The sequence below is a fragment of the Paenibacillus sp. J22R67 genome (assembly GCF_059692175.1).
Map to the genome: position 1 here is coordinate 247,155 of NZ_JCAUAX010000006.1, position 16,347 is coordinate 263,501.

General features: G+C 46.9%; 11 protein-coding genes. 8 read left to right on the forward strand and 3 right to left on the reverse strand.

What is annotated here, in order from left to right; genetic code table 11:
• Positions 1-137: 137 nt before the first annotated feature.
• The 3 genes from AC58VC_RS23135 to AC58VC_RS23145 form a co-directional block, all read right to left on the reverse strand.
• Positions 138-1,658: a sensor histidine kinase gene (locus tag AC58VC_RS23135; protein ID WP_497371752.1), complete on the reverse strand. Its 1,521-nt coding sequence runs from the start codon at positions 1,656-1,658 to the stop codon at positions 138-140.
• A 175-nt stretch (positions 1,659-1,833) separates the two neighbouring features.
• Positions 1,834-3,387 carry a response regulator transcription factor gene (locus AC58VC_RS23140; protein ID WP_497371754.1) on the reverse strand — a complete coding sequence of 518 codons (1,554 nt, stop codon included), beginning with the start codon at positions 3,385-3,387 and terminating at the stop codon, positions 1,834-1,836.
• The gene (locus AC58VC_RS23145; RefSeq protein ID WP_497371756.1) at positions 3,374-5,236 is read right to left on the reverse strand and encodes a cache domain-containing sensor histidine kinase; all 1,863 of its coding nucleotides are present in this window, start codon (positions 5,234-5,236) and stop codon (positions 3,374-3,376) included. Before AC58VC_RS23145 ends, AC58VC_RS23140 begins: the two co-directional genes overlap by 14 nt.
• A 252-nt stretch (positions 5,237-5,488) precedes the next feature.
• On the opposite strand from AC58VC_RS23145, the gene AC58VC_RS23150 reads away from it, so the two are divergent.
• From AC58VC_RS23150 to AC58VC_RS23185, 8 genes are all read left to right on the forward strand, one after another.
• Positions 5,489-6,343, forward strand: a complete 855-nt coding sequence (locus AC58VC_RS23150; RefSeq protein ID WP_497372135.1) for an ABC transporter permease — start codon at positions 5,489-5,491, stop codon at positions 6,341-6,343.
• Positions 6,344-6,358: 15 nt separating this feature from the next.
• Positions 6,359-7,231, forward strand: a complete 873-nt coding sequence (locus tag AC58VC_RS23155) for a carbohydrate ABC transporter permease (protein ID WP_497371758.1) — start codon at positions 6,359-6,361, stop codon at positions 7,229-7,231.
• A 61-nt stretch (positions 7,232-7,292) separates the two neighbouring features.
• A complete protein-coding gene (locus AC58VC_RS23160) occupies positions 7,293-8,969 on the forward strand; it encodes a type 2 periplasmic-binding domain-containing protein (protein ID WP_497371760.1) in 1,677 nt (558 codons plus the stop codon).
• Between the two features lie 111 nt (positions 8,970-9,080).
• Complete coding sequence (locus tag AC58VC_RS23165) at positions 9,081-10,160, forward strand: Gfo/Idh/MocA family protein (protein WP_497371762.1); 1,080 nt, start codon at positions 9,081-9,083, stop codon at positions 10,158-10,160.
• Positions 10,161-10,218: 58 nt separating this feature from the next.
• Complete coding sequence (locus AC58VC_RS23170) at positions 10,219-11,241, forward strand: Gfo/Idh/MocA family protein (protein ID WP_497371763.1); 1,023 nt, start codon at positions 10,219-10,221, stop codon at positions 11,239-11,241.
• A gap of 88 nt (positions 11,242-11,329) precedes the next feature.
• Positions 11,330-12,280, forward strand: a complete 951-nt coding sequence (locus AC58VC_RS23175; RefSeq protein WP_497371765.1) for a sugar phosphate isomerase/epimerase family protein — start codon at positions 11,330-11,332, stop codon at positions 12,278-12,280.
• Between the two features lie 9 nt (positions 12,281-12,289).
• Positions 12,290-14,029 carry a hypothetical protein gene (locus AC58VC_RS23180; RefSeq protein WP_497371767.1) on the forward strand — a complete coding sequence of 580 codons (1,740 nt, stop codon included), beginning with the start codon at positions 12,290-12,292 and terminating at the stop codon, positions 14,027-14,029.
• Between the two features lie 16 nt (positions 14,030-14,045).
• Positions 14,046-16,268, forward strand: a complete 2,223-nt coding sequence (locus AC58VC_RS23185; protein ID WP_497371769.1) for a glycoside hydrolase family 88/105 protein — start codon at positions 14,046-14,048, stop codon at positions 16,266-16,268.
• Positions 16,269-16,347: the final 79 nt, after the last annotated feature.

The following is a 16,347-nucleotide window of genomic DNA, read 5'->3' on the forward strand; positions in this document are numbered from 1 at the left end:
GGAAATAAACAACGTGGTCCTTCCAGAAATTGTTTGACAAAAGATAAGCGCCGAGCAGCCTTCATTGAATAACACAAAACAGCAGACTGGGAGGCTTCCCGATCTGCTGTTTGTGTGCTGGAAAAGGAGGACGGCAGCTAAACTTCAACCGTCGGAAGCTTAAAGCTGAAGATGGAGCCTTGGCCAATCGCGCTTTTCACTTCCAGCGACCCGCCGTGATCAACGGCAATCTTCTGGCAAATGGAGAGGCCTAGACCTGTCCCATTTTCTTTGGTGGTATAAAAGGGATTAAAGATTTGCTCCATTTGGTTTTCGGTCATGCCTTCGCCAGAATCTTCAATTTCAATGATCGCGAGTTCATTTTCCTGTTTAATGCGCACGTGAACATTGCCGGGATGTTTCATCGCTTCGAAAGCATTTTGGATCAGATTGAGCAAAACTTGTACAATTTTATCCCGATCGATGAAGATATAAAGCGCTTCTTCCGTATCTTCAAAAATGATGGTATGCCCGCGATAAAGCGCATCCGATTCTGCTAGTGACAAGACCCGGTCCAGACACTCCGTAATGGATTCCGGCTTCATGTTGCTGATATGCGGTTTGGAGAATTGCAGGAATTCCGCGGTCAGCTCATTCATTCTTCGAATTTCATTCATAATCAATTCATGCCAAGGCTGGATATTGTATTCGCTTTTGGTTGCGATTTGCATGAAGCCTTTGATCGTTGTAAGCGGGTTGCGAATTTCATGTGCCATTCCTGCCGCTAGTTCGCCGATCATTTTCATTTTCTCGGAGCGGAAAAGATGCTCCTCTCGTTTGAGCCATATTTCACGTTTGCTTTTGAACAAGCGCTCCTCGGCCAAAGAGATGAGTTCCTCCTTTGTCGAAGCCTCTAGCGGATGCTGGGCAAAGCTGTAAGTCACTTGAAAGCCTAAGATTCTCGAATCCAAGGATTCGCTAATATTAGAAATAAGGTTCTCTTTTGCTGGTAAAATGATGGCAAACCGATCTCCCGCGTAACGCGACATCGCATAAGAATCATAGAATATGCTGCCGAGCAAAAGCGCAATCTGATTCAATGTTTCATTACCATTGTGTATATTCTCGTAATTCACCGATTTGAAATCCTGGAAATCTAATAAAACTAAAACAAAATTAAAGCGCTTAACCATTAAGCTTTCAATGGTGGTTACGTAGCCCTCATAATTCAGTAGCCCCGTCAGCGGATCATGCGTCGTGAGATAATCATTTTCCTCGCGTAAACGTTTCTTTTCTGACTCGGATCTAAGAACATATTGTACAAGCAGCACGAAAAGGATGGCGCTTGCAATATCATAGATCGAAACTACGAGATTGTAGGTAGTAAAGGGTACATAGGATAGACGGATGATCGTATATAAACCGATGTATATGAGTGCCCTCTGCATGGTGTAGGCATACTTCTGCCCGTTTTGAATGGAAAAGGCGATTAAAATATAATACAGCATTAAGCACCAATTCAAATGACTGGACCAATGAAACAGAGCGAGGAATATAAACTGAATGTTGGTTAGAAAAGGGAACTTTCGCTCGAGGGCGATGCTGAGGTAAAAAGCGCAGCCCAATACAAGGACTGCGATGATATTCGGTGCATTCCCCATTGCTATGGATGATACCATGGTCAAGCAACAAATAAAGGGGATGCCTATATGTTTGATTATCTTGATGACCAACGGTTAACACTCCCGACTCTTGTATAGAATTGGCAATCTTCATCTTATAGATTATAAACGAAGTTGGATTCAATATATGTCGGTTTATGTCACGGATTTCTTTAATTTTTGATGTTTTTTTTTACCTTCGATTCCGATACTCCTTGGGAGACATCTGGAATTGCTGTTTGAATACATTGGTGAAATAATTCGGCTCGTCGAAGCCAATGGCACAAGCGATCTCGAATATTTTCATATCCGTGTTTCGCAGCAATAGAGCTGCTTTATCCATGCGCAGACGGGTTACGAAGCGGGTGAAGCTTTCGCCAGTTGCTTTCTTAAATAGCACGCTAAAATAACTGGAATTAAGGTGAAGATGGGCGGCCACATCCGTTAAACGGCACTCTTCATTGTAGTGCTCCTCAATGTATTTTGTAGCTTTTTCGATGACGTTGTCGCTCTTGGACGCCTGCCAGTTATTAAATAGAAGCAGGAAGTTGTTCACCTGCGCGTCAGCCCAGCGAAGGACTTCCTCTACCGTCCAATGCGCTTGCGGCATGTCGGTCGGTATTCTTGCTGTCGCTTCTTTGCCGTCAGGATCGAACTGTTTTTGAATGGTTCCCAGCAAAGCAATCGAAAGCGTTAGCGCTTGAATTTTCATATCTTCAGGCGGCTGATGGGACAGATCGATAAGCAACTGATTAAGAAGCTGCTGCAGCGCGTTCTCCTGTGCGATCAGAATAGCGGACATTAGCTTCATTTCCAGCTCATTAACTTTCGCTTGATTCAAGGAGAGCGTCATGCCTGAGCCTGTTCCCGCTTCTTTATCATTCCGCCTGTCAACAGAATCTGAAGAGGTCTCACTGCTCTTGAATTGTTCATAGAATTCAGCAAGCTGCTTATGAGAGGGAGCAGCGCCCATAGCTTGAACGCTCACACGAATGTTCAAGTACTCTAAAGAAGCATCCTGCACAGCTTGTATGAAGCTTTCGTCCGGCCCAGGCTTATCCGCGACCACGACGAAACGATCATGTTCAACCAAGAGGAGCCTGGCATGAATGCCAGCGCCCTTCAAGAGCTCCTCGGCGATATTGGAGAAAGCAAATTGCAGTAAGCTGAGGTCCGATTTGCCGTAGTTTTTGAGGGCCAAGTCTTCGCTGCTGAGCTGAAGCAGCCACAGCTCCTTCGCCTGAAGAAGCTCATCCATGTTCCTCATGGCTTCGTACGACGAAGGCAAATCTAACAAAGCTGCACGCAGCTCTTGATCCTGCTGCAATTTACGCTGGGCGTGAAGATGCTGCTGCTGAGCATATTTCTCATAGTACCGCTCTGAGGCTTTATTCATAACCTGCATGACATCTTGTTCGGTGCAAGGCTTAATAAGCAGATCGAGCGCTCCGAGCCTGACGGCTGCCTGGGCGTATTCAAAATTTTTGTAGCCTGTAAGGATGATGACCAGCAGGTCCGGATAATGTTTCCTTAGATGCCCTACAAATTCGATTCCGTCCATGACAGGCATGCGAATATCCGTAAGCACGAGATCGGGTTTGACCTGATCGACCAATGCTAGTGCATCTTGCCCATTGCTGGCCTCCCCGACAACGTTCCAGCCAATCTGTCCTTCTTCGAACATTTTGATCAAGCCCTTACGGAAGTTAGGCTGATCTTCAACGATCACTACGTTACCCTTCAGCATGCTGGCTCAGCTCCTTTCTTGTTGGTTGATTAGGCAGGATTAGGCGCATCGTCGTTCCGCTATTAACAACACTTTCAACTTCAAGGCGGTAAGGCTGCCCATGAACGAGCTCTAGCCGTCTGACCACACTGCGAACACCAAGGTGTTCCCGGCCATCTGAGCGCTGTGGCAGAGAAGTGCCCTTCGGTCCCAGCAGGATAGCGATCGCAGATTCATCCATGCCGCAGCCATTATCAGTCACTTCAATTTCCAAATGATCAAGATGCTGACGAGCTCGAATGAGCAAGACTTTATGTGAGACCTTATTCCGAAAGCTATGTACGAATACATTTTCTACAAGAGGCTGGAGAAGGAAGCGCATCATCTCGTTATCGAGCACCTGCTCATCGGCTTGGATAATTGTTTCCAAATCAGGTTCGAATAATTCGGTTTGCAGCTTCACATAATTGCGAATTTGCTGAAATTCTTCCCTCACGGTTGTCAGTGTCCGGACGGGCATCAGGGAGTATTTGAGCATTTCCGAAATGGTGGCGATTAAGGCAGCGGTGTCCTTTTCATTTTGCAAATACAGCTTCCAATAAATTTCATTAAACATATTGTGCAGAAAATGAGGGTTGAGCTGCACCTGCAGCGCCTTGAGTTCTGCTTCTCTTTCGCTTAGCTGCGTGAGATACACTTCCGTAATCAACCTGCCGACCTGCTCGGCCATGGCATTGAAGCTCTCGCCCATATAGGCCAGCTCATCCTTGGTGCGGATTTCAATGCGGGCGCTGAAGTCACCAGAACGTACTTTGCGCAGTCCAAGCAGCAGATCCTTGATCGGTCTCAAGAGCTTGCCTGTCGAGATGACGATGAGAATGCTCGTTAATAGAATACTGATTAAGCCGGTATAAACAATACGCTTGGATAAATTTTTGTTTTTAAGTTGAATGTCGGAAAGGGATGTTGAGCTGACAAGCTTGAAGGAGGTCGCTTTGGATACTCCCTGTACGTACAGATGATTGTTCATCACACGGGTTTCGCTCATATCCATTAGCAGCTGCGCTTTCTCAGCTGTTTCATGCGTGGAATTACTATACAGCAACTCTTTGTATTCGTTGTACAAATAGACTTCGCCTGTGCCATCTTTGGTTAATTCCTTTAGAATTCCAGCAAAAAATGATTCATCCACGGCCATCACGAGAACACCGTACGTTTGCAGGGCACTATTTTTCATCAGCCTAGCGATAATAATAGTTTGCCTGAAGCCACTCGGTTCAATGGAGCTAGGCAGAGGCATGCTCATCCAGGCTAAATTCCCATAGGTGTCACTTAGTTTAGATTGAATGGTTTGGAAGGTTGGGTCATCCAAGTTCTTGATCGCAGAAGTCGTGTAGCTGAAATAAGAAGGATTACCGTTTAAGTCATACAGATACATCCCTGTAATATAAGGCGCGTCTGATTTGATTTGGAAAATCTGCTCTTCAATTTGTTTCTTATCATAGTACAGATTGAAGGCATCGGAATCCTCTTGTGAATTGATTCGTTTGATGAGCATTTCAATTTGCGGATTGAATACCACGGTTTGGGATACGCGTACGATTTCCTGAACCTTCATTTCGATTTTGGCCAAAGCCTCTTCATTGGTGCGGGAAAACTGCTTGCTGATCTCCTCTTCAAACAGTTTCAGATTATACTGATAAGTCAAATAACCGGTAATCCCGAAGGCAAGTAAAATGATGGCGGACAGGCTAATAATTAATCTGATCCTAAAGCTTCGGTTGATGCCTATGAGTAGTTGTCGCCAGATTTGCATCTCAGATTCCCCAATTTGCTTATAGTTTGCAAGCCATAACGTTGCTGAGGACATTATACAATATTTTGTTCATATAAAAATCGCTTCCATCCATTACCTAATGAATTTATAGAATCTTCTATAATTTTTTAAGGGTTTTGATACACGAACCCGTTATGATAGGATTCATACCAAAGAATTAGGGAGTGAGCAAGCATGAGCAGTCGAATCGAAGAACCTCCTGTCACTTCATCATCTGTGAACCTGCACAAGACAGCTTCTTTAAACCGGAGCAGGCGATTAAAACAAAACATTCCTTTGTTCATCATGCTAATTCCAGTTATCGCTTATTATGTGTTATTCAAATATTGGCCTATGGGCGGACTTGTTATCGCTTTCAAAACCTATAATTTTGCGGATGGCATATGGAATAGCCCGTGGGTGGGGCTGAAGAATTTTAACCTTTTGTTTTCCAGCTCCAATACACTCCAAATCATTTGGAACACATTTTGGCTGAGCTTTCTGAGCTTGGTACTCGGATTCCCAGTTCCCATTTTCTTAGCTATTTTGCTCAATGAGGTCAGGAAGTCGTGGTTCAAGAAATGGGTGCAAACGATTATTTATTTACCACACTTCTTCTCTTGGGTCATTGTATCAGGTATCGTATTATCGTTATTTGCAACCGATTATGGTTCCATCAATAAGGTGCTCAAACTGTTCGATCTGGAGCCAATTACCTTTTTATACGAATCGAATTCATGGATAAGCATTTTCATAGCATCTGGCATTTGGAAGGAAATGGGCTTCAGTACCATCATCTACTTGGCTGCTCTCACGACCATTGATCCTTCGCTGTATGAATCAGCCTGTATGGATGGAGCTACGAAGTGGCGTCAAATGTGGCACGTAACGCTTCCCGGCATTCGGCACACGATTATTTTATTGCTGATATTAGCCATGGGGAAGATTATGGAGGTTGGGTTTGATCAGGTTTATAACTTACAGAACGCTGCAGTTGCGGATGTGTCGGAGGTTATCAGTACTTACATTTATAAAATAGGGCTAGGCAGCTCACAATTCAGCTTAACGACAGCCATGGGACTTTTCGAATCGGTCATTAGCTGCAGTCTCGTCCTGATTGCCAATCAGATAGCCAAAAAGTTTGATCAAGCCTTGTTCTAGAGAGGAGGACATGTATTGAAAGCGACTAGAGGAGAAAAGCTTTTCTATACGGTAAACTACGTGCTGCTTGCATTAATTGCCTTAACTTGCATCCTGCCATTTATTCATATCATTGCGCTATCGCTGAGCGATCGGACGTCTGTAGATTCAGGTCATGTCTTCTTTTGGCCGATAGGGCTGCAGTTCACAGCATACAAAATTTTCTTCATCGCAAGCCCAGCATTCAATGCGTTCAAAAATAGCGTGTTCATTACCGTAGTCGGCGTGGTATTAAGTTTACTCGGCACCATTTTAGCTGCTTATCCGTTGTCCAGATCCTATTTGTTCGCTCGTCGCTATCTGGTTCTCGGTATGGTATTCACGATGTTATTCGCTGGAGGTTTAATTCCAACTTATTTGGTTGTCAAAAACATGCATCTCATTGACTCCTATTGGTCCTTATGGTTGACAGGATTCATTAGTACTTACAATATGCTGCTGATGAAAAGCTACTTTGAGAACATTCCTTATGAAGTGCAAGAAGCTGCGCGAATTGACGGATGCAGTGATACCGCATTGCTCATTCGAGTTATATTACCGTTATCCATGCCGATGTTGGCGACTCTAGCGTTGTTTTATGGCATTAATTACTGGAACGCGTTCATGAGTGTGCTGATGTATATCAACAAAAGCGAAATGATGAATTTAACGGTCGTCGTGCAAGCGATGCTGCAAAAGAACGATCTGCTCAACTCTCCTTCCCTGAATAGCGAGGAGCAAGCTGCGGTTGCTACAGAGATGGTGAAAGCTGTAGGTGTTGTTGTGATGGTTGTGCCTATGCTGGTAATTTATCCTTTCTTGCAGAAGTATTTTGTCAAAGGCGTAATGCTTGGATCCGTTAAGGGTTAATATCGTTGGTGTTCCCGTTTAACAAAACTTCACTATAAAATTTTGCAGGGGGAAAATGCGCATGAAAAACATGAGATTGTGGCTTGGAATGACCGTAGGGGTTGTCGCTCTTGGAGCAACGTTAGTTGGCTGCAGCAGTGACAAAACAGAAGGAACAGCAGCTACGACAAGCAGCAAACCGGGTGAGGAGAAGCCGGCCAAACGTGGAGATGTGACGGTATCCATGTACGATCGCGGTGCCGTACCTGCATCGGAAGGATCGTATGAAGAGAATCGTTGGAGCAAATGGATTAACCAAAACGGGCCTGCGAACGTGAAGTTTGTACCTATCCTCCGCAGTGATTCAACGAAGAAATTGAACGTTCTGTTTGCATCGGGTTCCGCACCGGATATCGTCAACGAGTATAACACACCATTTAGGGGTAGTCTGTATGATCAAAAACAACTGCTTCCTATTGATAACATTTTACTATACATGCCTGAGTACCAGAAGCTGCTGACTCAATATCCGCAATTGAAAAAGGCAGGGACGAAACCCGATGGCAAGTTGTACGAGATCGGTAAGGTCAAAGAAGCAGTTCCAGCTCATATTTTGCTCATTCGGACAGATTGGTTGAAGAAATTGAATCTTGCTATGCCGACAACAACGGACGAATTACTGAATGTGGCTAAGGCATTTGCTGACCAAGACCCCGATGGGAATGGTAAAAAGGATACATATGGCCTCAATATGAGCACATATTCCGAGCAAGCCATCAATGAGATGTTTGGAGAGAGCTCATCTAGTTCGCTGCTAGCTTGGGATCTTAAGGATGGCAAAGTGGTCCGTGCGTGGGACAAAGAGCTAGCTTCGCTTACCTTCAAGAAACGTCTCTATGATGAAGGTTTGATCGATAAAGACTATATCAACGATAAAGATGGCGCTAAGGCGAAACAGGACTTTTTGAATGGCAAGATCGGTATTTACGTGAAGTTCACCGGTGGTTGGTATGACTTTATCATGAACGACCTTACGACACTGCAGAAAAATGTGCCTGGAGCGGGTGTGGCCCCATTAGGTTATCCGAAATCACCGCTAGGGACATTTACTGGCGCAATCGATAATCCTGTTCAGATGACGACTGTTGTGAATGCGAAAGCCAAAGATCCGGAAGCTGTTGGCCGCTATCTTGATTTTATTATGAAGCCGGAAACGGCTAATAAGATTGTCAATGGAGAAGAAGGCACTCACTGGAAGAAAGCTCCTAATGGTTGTCCACAAGCGATAGACCCTGCTAAGTCCAAGAATGAAGTCGCTTACGCGTATGACTATACGATGTTCTTCTCATCAGGCGTTGATAAATGTACGTATGTACTGAATGGTTTCAATGCGGAAGTGCCAGCGCAAAAAGCGGGAATGGATATGTATAAAGAGGTTCAGAAGCTCTATTTTGACCCGCAAAGAGAATATCCAGGGATTGCGTTAGGTGACCACATGCCTGTGTATAGCGCAGATCTTCAAGTTATTAACACAACGATTCTGAAAGAAAAAGGCGACTTATTCGTTAAAGCGATTCTTAGCGGCGCTAAATATACACCAGATCAAGCGATTAAAGACTCGCAAGCAGCTTGGGCGAAAGCAGGCGGTCAGCAGCTCGAAGATTTCATGAACAAATGGTATCAAGAGAACAAAGATAAAGCCTTCTTAGCAAAGGATGCTATGACGATCGCGAAACAACAAATGGAAACAGTCAAGTAAGTCATTCTTGAAGGAAGGGCTGGATATCGGTTAGGCTGCCTGCGCATCTAGGCGCCTCCTCGCTGTCCAGCATCTTCTTTAATAAGGGATTGCATCATGGGAGGAACTACAATGAATAAGGTTAAAGTAGCCATCATCGGGTGTGGAGGTATTGCAACGGGGAAGCATTTACCGAGCCTGAGCAAAATTGAACAAGTAGAAATAGTAGGGTTCTTCGACATTTTTCCTGCAAGCGCGCACAAAGCAGCCGAGAAATTTGGCACTCCGGGTGCCAAGGTATATGATGATTACCGCGAATTACTGGCAGATCCTATGATTGATGTTGTTCATATTTGTACGCCGAATGATACGCATGCCGAAATCTCGATTGCCGCTTTGGAAGCAGGCAAGCATGTCATGTGCGAAAAGCCGATGGCCAAAACAGCAGCGGATGCCCGCCGTATGGTGGAGGTTGCCAAACGCACGGGGAAGAAGTTAACAATCGGTTACAATAACCGCTTCCGTGCAGATAGCCAGCATTTGAAACGTGTCGTTGAAGATGGTGATTTAGGCGAGATTTACTTCGCTAAAGCACATGCAGTTCGCAGACGCGGTGTCCCGACTTGGGGAGTGTTCCTGGATGAAGAGAAACAGGGCGGAGGTCCGCTGATCGATATCGGTACGCATGCTCTTGATTTAACGCTGTGGTTAATGAATAACTATGAACCCAAGGTGGTGCTGGGCACCGCTTATCATAAATTGTCACGCAAAGAAAACGCCGCGAATTCATGGGGACCGTGGGACCCTAATAAATTCAAGGTCGAGGATTCCGCATTCGCGATGATCGTCATGAAAAATGGCGCTACCATTATGGTTGAAGCAAGCTGGGCGCTCAACACGCTGGATACCAAGGAAGCGAAGTGCACGCTTTGCGGCACGGAAGGCGGAGCTGATATGCAGGATGGCTTGCGCATTAATGGTGAGAGACACAGCCGCCTGTATGTGAACCAGATGCAGTTCGAAGCCAAGGGCGCTGACTTCTATGAAGGCAAGAAAGAAAGCATGCAGGATAAAGAAATTCGTCTATGGATTGATGCCATCCTTCATGATCAAGAGCCGACTGTGACGCCAGAGCAGTCCTGCGTTGTATCGGAAATCCTTGAAGCCATCTATGAATCGAATCGAACTGGAAAAGCTGTCTATTTTGACTAAATGATCGGCAAACGATCGACAAATGAACGACAAATGACCGGAAAAGAGGTCTTGCCCTATGTTGAAAGTTGCGATGTTGAGCTTTTGGCATGTTCATGCCAAAGACTACGCGCGTATGGCTAAACAGCATCCCCATACGGAAATCGTGGCTATTTGGGATGAGGATGCAGAGCGCGGCAGAAGTAAAGCTGAAGAGTATGATGTTAGGTTTTATGAAAATATCCAAGAGCTTCTGGACAATGCGGAGATAGATGCCGTTATTGTAGATACACCAACAACGATGCACAGGGATGTGATTATCGCCGCGGCTAGTGCGGGTAAACACGTTTTTACCGAAAAGGTTGTTGCTACCACAACGAAGGAATGCAAGGAAATATTAGCAGCCATTGAGAAGGCTGGTGTGAAGCTGACGGTATCTCTGCCACGGCTATACACGGGTTTTGCACAAAGCATCACGAGCGCTATTCATGACGGATTGCTTGGCACGTTGACGACGGTGCGTATTCGTCTTGCTCATAACGGCGCTCTGCCAACTGAGCAAAATCCGAATGGTTCACTGCCTGCGTATTTCTTTGATTTGGAGCCGTGCGGCGGTGGAGCCATGATGGATCTGGGTTGCCATCCGATGTACTTGACCCGCTTATTTCTGGGTTTACCGGAAAGTGTCAGCGCTAGCTTCGGCTACATCACAGGACGTGAGGTAGAGGATAGTGCGGTAGCTACCTTACGTTACCCAAGCGGAGCACTAGGGATTGTTGAAGCGGGATTTGTGAACAACTACTCACAATTCGACATTGAGGTACAAGGGACCGAGGGAAGCATGAAATATTCTCGAACCGATGATCTGGTGTATATGCGCAGCTCCAAGCTGTCAGCTGATGCGGCAGCAGGATGGCAGGTTGTCAAGGATCTGCCTGCGAATCTTCCAACCCCGTTCGAACAATGGGTATCGCATATTCAAAATGGAACAACAGCTTCTCATAACATTAAATTGGCGCTTGATTTGACGCGTTTGATGGAAGCAGCGACGCGATCGGCACAAACGGGCACAGCATTTTATTTGCGAGATCTTACCGAATAAGGCGGCATTCCCGTAGAAAGGCCAGTTCATCCCCTACATATGGAAGAAGGGTGATCTGGTCTTTTTCATAACATAAGGAGGCAAAAGGATGATCGACAAAGGGGAATATTCGTTTTCAACCTGCTGGAACATTAAGAAACATACGATTGGCCGGGAAATGATTGAAGAAATCAAAGGATTAGGATTCCGCCATGTAGAGCTGAATTACAATGTGACCGAAGAGATGATGAGAACCATTGAACCGATGATCGACAAAGGGGAAATTGGCGTTTCGAGCGTGCACAATGTATTTCCATTCATCAACGATAAGGATTACGATACCGATTCCGTTATGCTGGGCTTTGATGATGAAGAGAAGCGCAAGCGCTCTGTGGAGCTGCTCATTCGGTCCATGGAATATGCCAACCGATACGGGGCCAAAGCTGTCGTCGTACATCCCGGCGAGGTGCCTTTTGAATATAATATCGATCTGGATTTGAAGAAGCTCTATCAGGATCACGGGAGGGCTTCGGCGGAGTATCAAGCGTTGTGGCAGAATATGTTGGAGAGGCGCGAGCGGCTGAGTCCTCGGTATACGAAACGGATTCAAGATAGCTTGGACGAAGTAAGTAATTATGCTGCGAAAAAAGGATGGTCTATCGCGATTGGCATCGAAACGCGCTCGAGATCGTATCAGATGCCGACGCTGATGGAGGCCAAAACGATTTGCGACAATTTGGAGGGCAGTCCTGTTCGTCTTTGGTACGACATCGGTCATGCCATGATGATGGATCGAATGGGTTTGTACGACAATTTGAAAGAGCTGGAAGAAGTTAAGCGCTATATATATGGTGTGCATATTCATGAAACACTCGGGCTTTCTGACCATTGGTGTCCCTATGTACACAGTAAGGATTTGCATGGCTTTGATCATTTCCTTGAGGCTATCGACATAGCAAAGGTTAAAGTGTACGAGTTGAAGGCTGTATGTCAACCGGATGAGATCGATGAGAGCCACAGGCTTATCACAAGTAAACTAGCGGCTAGGAAAGGGCAATAGGTGATGAATATGGACTTCGTATATAAGCAGTTAGTTGGGAAAAATGACGAGCTTGCGTCCGCTGCGCTAAGCAACCAGGTACTCGATCCATCCTCCAAGTATTACGGCGGAGTGATAGACGAGACGGGTATTGCGCGCGCAAGCCATCATAGTACGCCTGTTTATATCGCTGCATGGGCAACGGCTTTGGTGAATCCAGACTCCAGATTCTACCATAGCGAGTCTTTAGCAGCTGCCTTGGAGTTAGCAGCAGGTTTCATGCTGAATAGACAGCATGCGGACGGGACGATTTCGCTAGGTTCAACGAATTATAACTCTCCGCCTGACACTGGTTTTGTAATTGGCGGTGTAGCGCAGATTTATCAGCTGCTCACTGGTCATGATTGGTCGGTCCTACAGCCTATAGCAGACAAACTAAAGCTATTTCTTGAACGAACGATACCGGCAATGCTGACAGGCGGCTGCCATACGCCGAATCATCGCTGGGTTCTTACGGCTGCCTTAGCCCAGCTGTATGACATTTTCAAGAGGCCGGGGCTCCTCGCGCGAGCGGATGAATGGCTGTCTGAAGGCTTAGACATTACGGCAGATGGTGAATGGACCGAGCGGAGCAACGGAATCTACAATGCCGTCAGTAATGTTGCGCTGTATCATACGGCTCGTGTATTGAATCGTCCCGAATTATTGGAAAGCGTGCGCCGGAATCTACGTATGATGGTTTATCTCATCCATCCGTCAGGTGAAGTGGTGACGGACTATTCGGGCCGACAGGATTTTGGCCAAACCTACGACATGGCTACCTACTATACGATTTATCGCCTAATGGCCGCACATGACAAGGATCCAGTTTTTGCAACCATGTGCGATTATGCTGCTGCTTTCGTCAAACGTCCTGATGGTGTAAACAATAATGCTCTGCTGCATGTGCTGCTTTATCCGGAAATAGAGAAAACTATCCGTGACTTGCAGCGCGCTGAGCTGCCTGATCACTATGCTTGCATCCTTAATCAATATCATCCTATGAATGAGCATTTGGGCTTAATTGAGACGATCGGCCATCATCTCAAAATTCAGCACAGCTCCATGCATCTGGCATTCGGAGCGCCAGTCGTGCGCATTCGCGAGAAGGATAAGAGCATCACGATTATGCCGCAAACGCCCTCTTTCTTTTCGCTTCGTCATGGGAAAGTAAGACTACTGGGCATTAAGCTGTCCACGTCCTTCTCGCCGGGTATCGTCAAATTCGATCAGCTAACCGCTGAAGATGGTGTCTATCGACTAGGTGTCGTTATGGAAAAAGGCTACAACGGACCTATCCCGCAGCAGCACCTTCCCCTTACGGCGAAAGGCTCGGTAAGTCCGTGGTACTTGCTGCCGCATCAGCATCGGCCGATGACACATCTGCAAACGCATGAGCTGCGGGTTGAGATCAAACCAAATACGTCCGATTGGACGATCCGCATTCATTCTGATGAGCGTGAAGACGTCCTTACGCAGCTAACGTTTATTCTGGGTAATGAAGGGGCTGTAGAGGGCGACGATCTGCATGATGCAGGAGACGGGAAATATTTCCTCAAAAGCGGCTCTATGACCTACCGTGTGGAGGAAGACCGCATTGAAATATCCTCAGGAGCTTTCGAACACTTATTGCCTATACTTCGAGAAGATCAGCACCCGGCGGGCTGCCAATATGTCCATGTGAACCTGGTGACGCCATTCGACCGAACCTTCACGGTACGGCTGCTGTAGAAAGGATTGTGGAGAGATGACAACCTATTTCAATGAGCAAGAGAGCATCCAGTCTCGTTTAGGCAGGGACGAAAAACGTACGCTAAAAGTGCTTGCTGACCGGTATATCGGGGCCAATCCTCCTGTGCCGTTTGCCTTTCGGGCGTTCAATCGGTCAGGTATTTTGCAAAATGACGAGGGCTTATTCGATCTCAATCTTTGTCATAGATTCCCAGAGGCAAGGCAGGGTCAAATTTCTTATGCTTACTCGCTTGTATGGAGTGATGGTGATCGGAATCTAGACGTCCTGATGAGGTGTTTGGGTCCGATTCAGTTTTATTTTAATGAGGAGCTTACCTATCGTTCCAACGTTATGGATGAGCTGAAGCCCGATGCGACCGTCAAGTTAAACCTGAATTTCGTAAAAGGCTGGAATCGTCTTTGGATAAAAGCCAAAATGACGCCAGCAGGATTCGGATGTTTATTCGGATCGGATGAGGCCAAAGTAAGAATCCTCAATGTGCGTTCACCCTTTGCAGAAAGAGCGGGGCAAGCAGGATGGGTGTATTCCGTTCCGGTCGACTCCGATCTGTACGAGGGGAGCCCGCTGCCAGCAGCGCTCTCTTCCGAGAAGGAGCAAGGCGTCACCTGGCTGCCGGCCTGCGATTGGAGCGAAGAGGAGTTAGCTTTGCAGGTTTGTGAGCGCTTGTTCGGCCTTCAGCCCGGAAAGCGAGCATACGCTTGGACTCAGCTGGATGCACTCGGCAGCGGCAAAGGTCCTTATATGTTAAAGGGGACCACAACCGGACCGCTGACGGTTTGGGTAGACGGCCATCAGGTTGCTGCGCTGAAGACGGAAGGCAGCTTCCAAGTGGAGGTGCCGCTTGCTTTCGGCAAACATGATGTAGTGATCCGCAGCGAGTGCGAGCTCACTTCACGTTCTTGGGGCTTTACCTTACATGCGTATGTGGGAGGAGATCGGGTGCCGTTCCATTCGCCTGTAGACGTGCATGGTTCGGACGAGGCGTGGCTCTATTTGGGCCCTTTTGATGCCGACGTGGAGCTGAATGACAGCGAAATCGCCACGACGAAGCGCGTTTTTGCGAACCATTATTGGCGCTTAGACCGCCCAGAGACGTGGATTCGTCCCTATTATGAGAACGCCATGCTGAGTAATAAATGGACTGTCGGGAATGTTACCAACTTTGCTCGCTGGGATTATCCGCTGGGGGTGACCGTCTACGGTCTGCTGCAGACAGGCCGTTTACTGGAACGACCGGATATTCTCTCGTATGCGCAGGAGCATGTTCAAAGCTGCACCGACATGTTCGAGTATTCGCTTTGGGACCGCGAGCAGTATGGGTTCCCGGCTATTAATCAGCAGCTGGTCATGATGAAAATGCTCGACAACTGCGGCTCGTTCGGATCTGCCATGCTGGAATCTTATAAAGAAGATAAGCATTCGGGTTACCTGCCGATTGCGGAGAGGATCGCTGACTTCATGCTGCAGCAGCTGGAGCGGAAGGAAGACGGAGCCTTTTATCGCGTGTGTCAGGATGAGTATTCGGAGAATACCATGTGGGCCGACGACCTCTATATGAGCACGCCTTTCCTGTGCCGTTATGCGGCGGTAACGGGAAACCGTGAAGCGCTTGATGAAGCGGCTAAACAGTTCCTATTATTCCGGAACTACTTGTTTATGCCGGAGCAGCGCCTCATGTCCCACGTATTTGATTTCAAATACGGGATGCCAACGAGGATTCCGTGGGGACGCGGCAACGGATGGACTTTATTCTCCCTGACCGAGGTGCTGGAGGCTTTGCCGGCAGATCATGCGCTTCGCACTGAGCTCGTCCGATTCTTTAACGAGCTGTGCGCGGGTTATGCCGAGCTTCAAGCAGAGAGCGGATTGTGGCATCAGGTGTTGAATGATACGGACGCATACCAAGAAGCTTCGTGTACGGCGATGTTTGCGTATTCGTTCGCCAGAGGCGTCCGCTTCGGCTGGCTCGAGGAGCCGCAGCGGTTCATACAGGCTGCGCTCAAAGCTTGGGATGGCTTGACGCGGTATGCCATTGACGCGCAGGGTAACGTGCATGGCGTTTGCAGCGGCTCAAGGTATGCTTTTACAGCGGACTATTACAAGAAGGATCTGCTTACCGTCACGAACGATAACCATGGGGTAGGCATTATGATGCTGGCGGGTACGGAGATCGTGAAGCTGAAAGATGGGTTAATGGAGCTGGCGAGATGGGAGTAAGGACAGTCAGTCACGGCGGATTTTATGTTAAAAAAGTTCTATTTTAATTTGTCGATTACTGGCATAAATGTGATTTATA